This is a genomic window from Roseofilum halophilum BLCC-M91 (genome assembly GCF_030068445.1).
GTDB lineage: Bacteria > Cyanobacteriota > Cyanobacteriia > Cyanobacteriales > Desertifilaceae > Roseofilum > Roseofilum halophilum.
Genome location: NZ_JAQPOK010000167.1, coordinates 25,000 through 35,978, shown reverse-complemented (window position 1 = coordinate 35,978; position 10,979 = coordinate 25,000). Strand labels below are relative to the sequence as shown.

Genomic DNA, 10,979 nt, shown 5'->3' with positions numbered 1-10,979 from the left:
TTTGGAATGAGATAGATGAGTTATCATGGCATTCCAAAAATCTCTACAATGGGGCTAATTATCTAATCCGTCAAAACTTTATCTATGGTCATGGTTACTTGAACTATAACCGGATGGATAAATTAATGCAGAAGACGGAACCATATCGCGCTTTACCGGCGAAAGTATCTCAACAAGTGTTACGAGGATTAGACCAAAACTGGCAATCCTTTTTTGCCGCCAATCAAGCCTACAAAGTCAACCAGGAGAAGTTTTTAGGAAAACCGAAAATCCCCAAATATAAAAACACCCAACAAGGTCGTCACTTATTGGTTTATACTCAACAGTCCCTGAGTAAAGTCGCCTTAAAACAAGGAAAAATTAAACTATAACCGCTCCCAGCTTAAGCGCTGTTCTTCCCCATCCCAACACCAACGCACTAAATCCGCAGGTTGCTCGGCAGAAATTCCAGGCATCCCCAAAGCCTTTCTAGGGGTTTCTGTGGCTAAAGCAATCGCCTCTCCCAACTGAGCCATCCCCCAACGGACTAAATTGTCTACTCCAGCCAATAACGGTAAAGTCGTCCCCGATAACGTCCCATTGAGTAACCGTGCGGTTCCCTGTTTCACTTCAATTTCGCGATTATCCCACGGATAAATCCCATCCGCTAAACCCAAAGGAGCAAGAGCATCACTGACTAGAAAAATATTGTGAGAATTGGCTCGCAACACAATATCAATCATCGTCGGACACACATGAACCCCATCGGCAATCAATCCACAATACACCTGGGAATTCACTAACGCAGCCCCCAACAAACCGGGGTCTCGATGGTGTAAACCGGGCATCGCATTAAAGGCGTGAGTTACCATGGTTGCGCCCTGCTCAAAGGCAAATTTACCTTGCTCGAAAGTCGCTTGAGAATGACCGAGACTCACAGTAATTCCCAAGGAGGTTAAGTAAGGAATTACTTCACCCGTGGGATCGAGTTCTGGCGCAAGAGTGATGACTTTGACCACTTCTGCATAGTCTCCCAAGATCTGTTTCATGTTTTCTACAGTTAAAGGAAGCAGATACTCTGAAGGATGAGCGCCCCGCTTTTCTGGATTTAAACACGGCCCTTCTAAATGAATTCCCAAAGGTTGAGCGCTATTTTGGGGAGGTGAAAATTCTGCGAATATTTTTAAGGATCGGTGGATATTTTCAATAGATGTAGTAACTAGAGTCGGCAAAAAATAGCTAACGCCTTGTTGCCATAAAAGATGACAAATTTGATTGAGTTTTTCTTGGTCGGCGCTGGTTATTTCAGGAAAAGCTAATCCCAATGCGCCATTAATTTGTAAGTCAATTCCTGCCAAGGATATCCAGTCTCCTTGCACATCTAGGATGGGTTGGTCAGAACTCCGTTGGGTTTGGGTGGGTAAGATGGCTTGAATCTTGCCCTCTCGGATGACTATATTTTGTTTATCTTCATATCCGGGAAGGTGGGCGTTAATAATATTCAGATTCGGATTCATAAGTCCAGTTGACCCAGAATATTTTGTAAGACTTGAGCCGAGTGATTCAATTGTTCTTGTTCCGTCTGATTCAGAGAGAGGTTAATTAACTGGGTGGCTCCTTGGCGGTCTACTACGGTAGGTAGACTAATACAGAGTTCGGGTAATCCATATAATCCATCGACGAAACGACTGACGGTCATAATCCGGCGTTGGTTACGCAAAATGGCTTTGACAATATCGGTTACTGCTAATCCGATCGCATAGGAAGTATAGCCTTTGCGTTGGATAATTTCATAGGCAGCGTTTTTCACCTGATCAAAAATCTCTGCTAATTGGGGGTCGTCAACATTTGGAGATCCTGGCCGTCCATCACAGAGTTTCATCCCGGCCACATTCACCGTACTCCAAACGGGAAGCTCACTATCCCCATGTTCGCCAATAATATAGGCATGAATACTACGGGCATCAAGATTGAGTTTTTGAGAAAGCAGAGCGCGAAAGCGAGCTGTATCTAATACGGTTCCCGATCCTAAAACCCGATGGCTGGGAAAACCCGATAGTTTTAGGGTGACATAGGTCATAATATCGACGGGGTTGCTGACAATCAGCAAAATGGCATGGGGACAATGTTGGACGACTTCTGCAATTAAGTTTTTAAAGATTGTGACATTGCGTTCGACTAAGCTTAATCGGCTTTCACCGGGTTTCTGACTTGCACCAGCCGTAATAATGACAATATCTGCATTTTTTCCTGCATCGGCAACGGTTCCGGCTGTGACTAGGGTGGGGGAAATGAAGGGGATTCCATGCATCAAATCCATGACTTCCCCTTCGGTTTTATCTTGGGCAATATCTTGCAGGATCAGTTCGTCAAAGCAATCTTGAATGAGTAAAGAATAGGCGCAGGCTAAACCGACTTGTCCAGCACCAATGATTACTCCTTTTCTGAGGCTAAGGGAACTGGAAGTCGTTAAGAAACTGGAATTGGAAAAGAGATGTTCAAACATATAGCACTTCGCGCGGTAATGGGCAGGAGGGGGATGAATCGATCAGGCTAACATGATGCTGGCATATTGGGCTGCACCGTAGGCGGCGCTGTCGGGGAGGGTATCAATTGACCATTCGACTCTGGTGTTTTTCAGGTGGGGGAAACTATGGTCAATTTCATGGCGAATCCAACCAATGGCATCGGTTTTAAACCGTTCATAGGAATGGTCGGATGCGTTGTTTCGTCTTTCCTGCGCTCCACCGGAGATGACAATGAGGTCACAGCCGACGATATTGAGGACGGTTCGGGCGGCTCGACCGAGGTTGGTAAAATATTCATGCCAGATGTCCGTAACATCTTGTAGGGGATCGTCGGCCTGACCGAGTTCGCGGAGGATTTTGGCGACTTCCATGGGGTCGCCTTGAAGTTGCTCCGGTACGTTGCCTTTGGCTTGGCGGTGTTTGACCATGTTTCTGAGTCCGAGTAGGGAGGCTCTGGTTTCGACACATCCTGTTGCACCACATCCACAAAGGTCGGCATTGTCGCTGGTATCTGTGAGAATATGGCCGAGTTCGGCGGCGACTCCGGGGGCAGAAATGACTTGACCGTTGATGATTAAGGCTCCTCCTAATCCAGTTCCGGTAATAAATTGGGCCATGGAGTTAGAGGCTTGATTTTGGGCTTCTCTGACGGTGTGTTCTCGGTAGGCGGCGGCATCGCCATCGTTGAGGAGGAGTGCGGGTAAGTTGAAGCTATCGGAGAGTTTTTGTTTGACGTTTACGCCTTGCCAGGAGTGGTCAATGTTGGTGGGATAAACGCACATGCCTGAAGGGTCGATGGGGGTGGGACAACATGCGCCAATGCCTTTGAGATCTTGGGGGTTGATGTTATTGGTTTTGAAGATGTCTTGGGCGGCGGTTTTGATGACGTTGATGGTGGCATCGGGGCCTTGGGAGGCGCGACTGGGGTTGTCGAGGCGATCGCCAATAACCCCTTTGTCCGAATCAAATAATCCCAGTTTGACGGTGCTGGCTCCGATGTCGATGCCCAAATAAATGCTCATTTTCACCTCCGTTAAGCGCTATATTGCATCGTATCAAATCCTGAATCTTAAGACTCTATGGTTATGTCCGATCCTCTGGTTGGTATTATTATGGGCAGTGATTCCGATCTGCCGACGATGAAAGCGGCGATCGCCGTTTGCGAAGAGTTTCAAGTTCCCTCAGAAGTTGCCATTGTCTCAGCTCACCGCACGCCCGAACGGATGGTGAGCTATGCCCAACAAGCTCACGAACGGGGCATTAAGGTGATTATCGCTGGGGCGGGGGGCGCTGCCCATTTGCCGGGAATGGTGGCTTCATTAACGCCTTTACCGGTGATTGGCGTGCCCGTGCCTTCTCGCCATCTGCAAGGACTCGACTCTCTCTACTCCATTGTCCAGATGCCTAGAGGGATTCCCGTTGCCACCGTGGCGATCGGCAACGCTCAGAATGCCGGACTCTTAGCCATCCAAATTTTAGCCAGCCACCAACCCCACATGCTGCAACAGGTTCAAGCCTATCGTCAGCAGCTCAATCAATCGGTAATTGAGAAACAAACGCAATTAGATCGCCTTGGATATAAAGATTACTTAGAAAATATGTAACATAAATTTTCAATTGAATTCCCAAAAAGTATTCTTGAATACAGAATAAACCTATCAGAATTGATGCAATCTATCTATCGTATTTGCGGAACCAATTCAAGGAGTAGCCAAGCTTAAGTAAACCTTAAAATCGGCATTGAGTTTGACTTTATCTTCATTGGACTGGTTCTATGAAAAGCTGGAAGGCTATTTGTCGTCCCCTACTCAGTGAGTAAGCTGCATCTCCCATTTTATGCGGTAATTCTCAGATCAAGAAATTCATGGAAAGACAATCATTGAAAACTCAACGCCTTGATATCGGAGGGAGTCCGAAAAAACTCCCAAACTTCTTCGCCAATGCATCCTTAAGGCAACGGCCCCCACTCAGTGCCCTACGCCTGTTGTGGGGTCGTAACGCCTTAAATTGGATAGCATGTATTCCCCTGTCCGCAATCATTGTGGTGATTTGGGAAGTAGCGGCTAAAGCCCAAGAAGCGGCCGAAGTTGTCCCAGGCTCTCCAGAATATATCCAAGGAGTCCTGAATGCCATTTGGATTTTAATCGCTGCCATTCTGGTGATCTTCATGAATGCCGGGTTTGGCATGTTAGAGACGGGATTTTGTCGGCAGAAAAATGCCGTCAACATCCTCTCCAAAAACCTGATCGTGTTTGCTCTAGCCACCCTAATTTTTTGGGCGATCGGCTTTTCCCTCATGTTTGGCTCCGGCAATGGCTTCATCGGAGGCGGCGGTTGGTTCCTCAGCAGCACCGATCCGGGAAGCTATGGACTCGATCCCTTCCCGGCGGGTTTACCCATTCCGGTGTTTTTCCTGTTCCAAGCTGCCTTTGCCGGAACGGCTGCCACTATTGTTTCGGGAGCAGTGGCGGAACGGATTGAGTTTATTGCCTTTGTCCTCTTTTCCCTGCTGATTGTAGGCATTGGCTATCCCATCTCCGGTCACTGGGTTTGGGGTGGCGGTATGTTAAGCGATATCGGTTTCCTAGATACGGGATTTGCCGATTTTGCGGGTTCAACGGTGGTTCACTCGGTTGGCGGTTGGGCGGCTCTGATGGGTGCTGCCTTCTTAGGCCCCCGGATTGGTAAATATGAAGATGGCCAAGCCCGCGCGATTCCCGGCCACAATATGAGTATTGCTACCCTGGGATGTCTGATCCTCTGGATTGGCTGGTTTGGATTTAATCCGGGTTCTCAACTGGCAGCAGATGAAGCGGTTCCCTATATTGCTGTGACGACAAACTTGGCTGCTGCTGCGGGTGGAGTATCGGCGACGGCTGTTTCTTGGCTCAAAGATGGCAAACCTGACCTCTCGATGATTATCAATGGTATTCTCGCGGGTTTGGTGGGGATTACGGCTGGCTGTGATGGGGTGTCCTATCTGGGAGCTGTGATTATTGGTGTGATTGCTGGCATCCTGGTGGTCTATGCGGTTGGTTTCTTCGATACCGTTCTCAAAATTGATGACCCGGTGGGTGCGATTTCGGTTCACTTGGTCAATGGCGCTTGGGGAACCCTAGCGGTTGGCTTGTTTAATACAGAATCAGGCCTGTTTTATGGCGGTGGAGCGAATCAACTGATTGCTCAAATCCTCGGTATTCTGACGATTGGTGGCTTTACTGTGCTGCTGAGTAGTATTTTCTGGTTAGCCCTAAAAGCGACGGTGGGTATCCGGGTTCATCCGGAGCAAGAGTTTGAAGGCTTGGATATTGCTGAACATGGCATGGAAGCTTATAGTGGTTTCCTGAAAGAGTCCAGCGCGATCGCCGGTGGCATGGCCGATGCAATGAAAAGCTCTAGTGTAGGTAGTAGCGATCATTAGATGGTTATTTTAGCTCGACTGTTCCCTCAGATTTGAGGGGCAGTTTCATACCGCTAAGGAGGTTATACTCTTTAGCGGTATTCATTTTTTGTCTCCCGTCCTATTATGATGGGTGATAAGTCTGTTGATTCGGTGTAGGGTTGTGTTCAGCCACAGAAAAAAAATTCCTATTTGGGTCGGGTTATCCCTGTCTGCCAATGTGGTCTTAAGTTTATTGCTGATCCAGGCGCAGCGCGAAATTGGCTCGGTCGAAGGGCGATCGCTGGTGTCGATGACCGATAATCCTTCCGGTACGCCAGCTCAGGCCCAGATCCTTTCAGTCAATACGGGCAATACTGAGTCCCCAGAGAGTTTTAACCCCGCTCCTACCTATGTCCCTCAGAGTCATCATCTCACCTATCAAGAATGGGTGGAATTGCTGGCTAAAGAAGCGGAAGTAGCCGCCGCGAAACAACCGGACAATCTCTCAGTTTTAGCGGGAGATTCCATTAGTTTATGGTTTCCTCCGGCTTTGCTCCCCCCTGGACGGACTTGGCTCAACCAGGGGATTTCTGGGGAAACTTCGGCTGGGTTATATCGCCGCTTACCTCTGTTAGATCGGACGAAACCAGACACTATCTTTATTCTGATTGGTATTAATGATTTGCTCAAAGGGGTGAGCGATCGCCAGGTGTTGGAGAATTATCAGCAAATTCTTCAGGACTTAAAGTGGAATCACCCCCAAACCCAATTGGTGGTGCAATCAATTTTGCCCCATCAGGGAGAACAGGCGACTTGGGAACAGAGCGATCGCCTCTTACAAGTCCCCAATGAACGCATTCGCCGACTCAATCAACAACTGTGGACTCTGGCTCATTCCCAAGGAGCCTATTATCTGGATCTGTATCCCCTGTTTGCCACACCCCAAGGGAGTCTACGGGCAGATTTGACCACGGATGGCTTGCATCTTAACCATCAAGGCTATTTGATTTGGGGTACAGCCATGAAATTCTTTTCACATATGTATTTAGAATCTAATCCGATGAGTCCGTATAACTAGGGGTGAGAGAGGACAGGTGTGATCGAGATCTCCAAATCAGGGGCGATCGCTCACCCCTCTCTACCGGTTCGGATCAATCCATTCTCTTAGATATCTCACCGACTTCACTTACCTCAGTCACAGAGATTTGGCCGGCGATCGGGCATGATTAAGCTATGAGAGTTAATCGCGGTCTGCATCCGGATTGACCCTTCGTTCTAACCTACGGAAGTTTAAGGGTATGAAAACTAGAGTTGTTGATTTTGAAGTTCTGTCTTACATCAATCCCAATGGCAGTCTACACAAATACGGAAGTTTAGAATGTCAACGCTATGGTTGTGATTATCGGATTATTTCCCCCATCAATCGCCAGGATGCATCCGCCGAGAAAGACACCTACGAAGAACTGATTTCTAAATTGAATAAAACTAAAATTAAACGCATCAAAACGGAGAAAGACACGACCTTAGACGAAGCCTTTCGGATTGTTTTTCATTTAGCCAATCACCAAGAAGAACATGCTTATAGCGCTTTGCGCTGTTAAGTAATAAGTAATTCGATGTTATAGGGTTGTCCCATTACCCATTACTCATTTTCAGGTGGAGACTCAGGGGGCAGATCGATTTTCCTCAAGTTTGACCGTTCATATTCTAGGAGATTAGTGAGGGTTTCATTCAAAGCACTAGGATTCATAAAGAAGATCTTAGAATTAGGACTATTCGTGAGCTTTTCATTGGTATCTATATACCGTTGGGCAATGATAAATTGAATAAACTCAGGGCTGTTAGAATCCATTCCTAAGGCATCCGCCAGGATTTTCATCGATTGCGCTCCTCCTTGCGCCTCAATAATTGAGGCCAATCGTTTACTTTCTGCTGCCCGTTCTTGCTCTATAGATTCAATAATAGTTTTCGGAGGTGTAATATCCCGTACTTCTACCCGAATCAACTTGACTCCCCAAGAGTCGGTAATCGAGTCAATTTGCTCTAGCAAGGCTTGATTGATTTCTTTAATTCCAGAAAAGGTTTGGTTCATTTCTAGGCGACCAATTTCCCCCCGCAAATTGGTTAACACTAGATTTTCCAGGGCATTTTCAATATTATCAATGGCATAATAGGCCCGTTTGAGGTTGACAATTTGCCAGTAAACGATCGCATCGACTTCTAAGGATACATTGTCTTTGGTGATGGTTTGTTGGGGAGGAACATCCAATAAACGCTCGCTCATCAAGGCTCGGATTACCACTTTTTCCACGAGGGGTATAATAAAATTAACACCGGCCTTGAGGGTGCGTTTATACCTTCCCAATCGCTCTACTAAGGCTTCATAGGGTTCCTGAATCACCACCAAGGAACTCGACAGAAAGGCGATCGCCACCAAGAAAAGAATCAAAATACTGGGAACCATGGAACCATCCTTACGAGGAAAAGAACCGATCCAGCCAACCCTGGAGAATCCTCTATAGTGGAAAAGGGAGCCGTAATCATTTTCAGTCTACTTTAAATTTGAATTATTCATCATGCTCTTAAAACCCCAAGACCGCACTAAACTCGATTCTAGCGACGATCGCCAGTTTTATGCCTTTCCTCGACTCGTCACCCATGTGGACGAGGGGTTTATCCAGCAGTTAACCGATCTTTACCGCGATCGCCTCCAACCCCAAACTCGCATCCTAGATTTAATGAGTAGCTGGGTTTCCCACCTTCCTGACGAAATGACCTTTGAGCATGTGGAAGGCCATGGTCTCAATGAGGAAGAGTTAGCCAAAAACCCTCGCTTAGACCATTATTGGGTACAAGACCTCAATCAAACCCTGCAACTGCCGTTTGAGGATCGAAGCTTTGATGCCGTCCTCAATTGTGTCTCGATACAATATCTACAATACCCCGATGCCATCTTTAGCGAAATTCACCGCATCCTCAAACCCGGTGGTCTCGTCATTGTCAGTTTTTCTAACCGCATGTTTTATCAAAAAGCGATTCAAATTTGGCGTGACGGTACAGATAAAACTCGCCTCAAGCTCGTGAAACAGTATATCCAGTCTGTATCTGGATTTACAGACCCAGAATTAATTGTGCGTCTACCGAATGTTCCTCCAATCTTACAACTGATGGGTTGGGGAGGAGGAGATCCCTTTTATGCGGCGATCGCCTATCGCCAAGAGCCAACTTAAATCAATCGTCATCCCCTAACCTTATGAATGATAGCCTCACTGGAATTGTTGCCCCCTCTCCTGATGATCCCGTGTCTTCCGATGAACCTCAATTTCATCTCGCCCTACCCAGTTCTAAAGAAGGATTATGGGATTGGAACTTACCCACGGGGCGCATATTTTTTAATGTTAATTGGCAACATATTTTAGGATTTACTGAAGCCGAACTTCCCCAAACCTTTACTGAATTTGAATCCCTTATTCATTCAGAAGATTTAGCCCTTCATCAAGCCGCCCTCCAAGCCCATATTCAAGGAGGAACCCAGTTTTATGAAAGCAACTATCGTCTCCGTTCTCCCACGGGTGGCTATCGGTGGATTTTGGCCCGAGGATTGTGTTATCGCAACAGTGATGGAACTCCCTATCGTTTAGCAGGTTCTCACACCGATATTACTTCATTTAAAAAAGCCCAGGAACAAGAGTCTGTACTCCGGTTAATTACCGATCAAATTCGCAGCAGTTTAAACTTAACAACCATTTGGAAAACAGCCGTCAATCAAATTCAAAAGCTTTTGGATACCGACCGGGTGCTAATTTACCAATTTCAAGACAACTGGAAAGGATCGGTCATCGTAGAAAAAGTCGTGGGCAACTGGGGATCGACCTTGGGAAAAGTGGGTGCAGATAATTGTTTTTCCCAAGAATATGCCCATCTCTATCAAAATGGCAGAGTGAGAGTAATTCATGATGTATTTACCTCTCAACTCGATCCCTGTCACGTTGATTTTTTACAAAAATTTGATGTTCGCTCTAATTTAATTGTACCGATTATTATTAAAGAGGAATTATGGGGCTTACTCATTGCCCATGAATGTAAGCGATCGCGCCATTGGAAGGAAGTAGAAGTAACCCTACTGGTGCATGTGGCCAAACAATTGGCGATTGCTATTTATCAAGCTAATTTGTACGATGAATCTCAACGGGCAGTGCAGGAATCTGAAGATAAAGCCCATGAGTTAGAACTGGCATTACAAAAACTACAAAAAATGCAAGCTCAGTTGATTGAAAGTGAAAAAAAATCTTCCATTGGTCAATTAGTCGCTGGCATTGCCCATGAGATTAATAATCCCGTGAGCTTTATTTATGGTAATATTGATTTTGCTAAATCTTATCTGACTGATTTATTAGAATTGGTTGAACTTTATCAAAAGAAATTTCCTGAACCGGGTGAAGATATTGAACAACTCTCGGAAGAGATTGATTTAGAGTTTTTGCAAGCCGATTGTATGGATTTGTTAGACTCCATGAAATATGGCGCGTCTCGAATTCGGGAAATTGTTTTGTTTCTGAGAACCTTTTCCCGTTTAGATGAATCCCAGATGAAACGGGTGAATCTCCATGATGGACTCGAAAGCACATTAATGATTATTAATTATCGCTTACAGGGTAACACGAAGCGACCGATGATTACTGTCAACAAAAATTATGGAGTTTTGCCTCCGGTTGAATGCTATGCAGGACAACTCAATCAGGTATTTATGAATATATTAGTGAATGGGATTGATGCGATTGATAGCGCCTGGGAAAACCATCCCAACCGGGATAGCCCACAAATTACCATTACGACTGAAAAGTGTCACATGCAATGGGTGAGAATCTCTATCACTGATAATGGGATTGGTATGTCAGACTTGATTCGCCAGCGCTTATTTACACCGTTTTATAGTACCAAACCTGTCGGTAAAGGAAAAGGATTAGGCTTGAGCCTATGTCATGCAATCATTGTCGATCATCATGGGGGAGAATTATCCTTTGAGTCTGAAACCGGAAAGGGCACAACATTTACTATTGAATTGCCCTTACACCAGAGTTAAACACCTC

General features: G+C 46.0%; 10 protein-coding genes and 1 pseudogene. 7 read left to right on the top strand and 4 right to left on the bottom strand.

What is annotated here, in order from left to right; all coding sequences use genetic code 11:
* Nucleotides 1–368, top strand: a pseudogene (locus PJF56_RS21765) (RNA-guided endonuclease TnpB family protein); the annotation flags it as partial.
* Here the strand turns inward: PJF56_RS21765 and nagA are convergent.
* Genes nagA through PJF56_RS21750 form a run of 3 tightly spaced genes read right to left on the bottom strand, consistent with a single transcriptional unit; the run spans nt 366 to nt 3,529 of the window.
* Nucleotides 366–1,496 (bottom strand): N-acetylglucosamine-6-phosphate deacetylase, encoded by a 1,131-nt coding sequence (gene nagA / locus PJF56_RS21760; protein WP_283764825.1) that lies wholly within the window; start codon nt 1,494–1,496, stop codon nt 366–368. The pseudogene PJF56_RS21765 and the gene nagA sit on opposite strands and share 3 nt — an antisense overlap.
* On the bottom strand, nt 1,493–2,485 hold the full coding sequence (locus tag PJF56_RS21755; RefSeq protein ID WP_283764824.1) for an L-lactate dehydrogenase: 993 nt from the start codon (nt 2,483–2,485) through the stop codon (nt 1,493–1,495). Before PJF56_RS21755 ends, nagA begins: the two co-directional genes overlap by 4 nt.
* 42 nt (nt 2,486–2,527) lie before the next feature.
* On the bottom strand, nt 2,528–3,529 hold the full coding sequence (locus PJF56_RS21750) for an ROK family protein (protein ID WP_283764823.1): 1,002 nt from the start codon (nt 3,527–3,529) through the stop codon (nt 2,528–2,530).
* A gap of 57 nt (nt 3,530–3,586) precedes the next feature.
* Between PJF56_RS21750 and purE the strand changes: the two genes are divergently transcribed.
* From purE to PJF56_RS21730, 4 genes are all read left to right on the top strand, one after another.
* Entirely contained in the window at nt 3,587–4,111 is a 525-nt protein-coding gene (gene purE / locus PJF56_RS21745; RefSeq protein WP_430540903.1) for a 5-(carboxyamino)imidazole ribonucleotide mutase, read from the top strand.
* Between the two features lie 260 nt (nt 4,112–4,371).
* Nucleotides 4,372–5,928 carry an ammonium transporter gene (locus PJF56_RS21740; protein ID WP_283764821.1) on the top strand — a complete coding sequence of 519 codons (1,557 nt, stop codon included), beginning with the start codon at nt 4,372–4,374 and terminating at the stop codon, nt 5,926–5,928.
* Nucleotides 5,929–6,070: 142 nt separating this feature from the next.
* The gene (locus PJF56_RS21735) at nt 6,071–6,967 is read left to right on the top strand and encodes an SGNH/GDSL hydrolase family protein (RefSeq protein ID WP_283764820.1); all 897 of its coding nucleotides are present in this window, start codon (nt 6,071–6,073) and stop codon (nt 6,965–6,967) included.
* Nucleotides 6,968–7,187: 220 nt separating this feature from the next.
* On the top strand, nt 7,188–7,490 hold the full coding sequence (locus tag PJF56_RS21730) for a hypothetical protein (protein ID WP_283764819.1): 303 nt from the start codon (nt 7,188–7,190) through the stop codon (nt 7,488–7,490).
* Between the two features lie 41 nt (nt 7,491–7,531).
* On the opposite strand, the gene PJF56_RS21725 is transcribed toward PJF56_RS21730, so the two are convergent.
* Nucleotides 7,532–8,353 (bottom strand): SPFH domain-containing protein, encoded by an 822-nt coding sequence (locus tag PJF56_RS21725; protein ID WP_283764818.1) that lies wholly within the window; start codon nt 8,351–8,353, stop codon nt 7,532–7,534.
* 112 nt (nt 8,354–8,465) lie between these two features.
* Between PJF56_RS21725 and PJF56_RS21720 the strand changes: the two genes are divergently transcribed.
* Nucleotides 8,466–9,119 carry a class I SAM-dependent methyltransferase gene (locus PJF56_RS21720; RefSeq protein WP_283764817.1) on the top strand — a complete coding sequence of 218 codons (654 nt, stop codon included), beginning with the start codon at nt 8,466–8,468 and terminating at the stop codon, nt 9,117–9,119.
* Between the two features lie 23 nt (nt 9,120–9,142).
* Nucleotides 9,143–10,972, top strand: coding sequence for an ATP-binding protein (locus tag PJF56_RS21715; protein ID WP_283764816.1), 1,830 nt, complete (start codon nt 9,143–9,145; stop codon nt 10,970–10,972).
* The last annotated feature ends 7 nt before the right edge of the window (nt 10,973–10,979 follow it).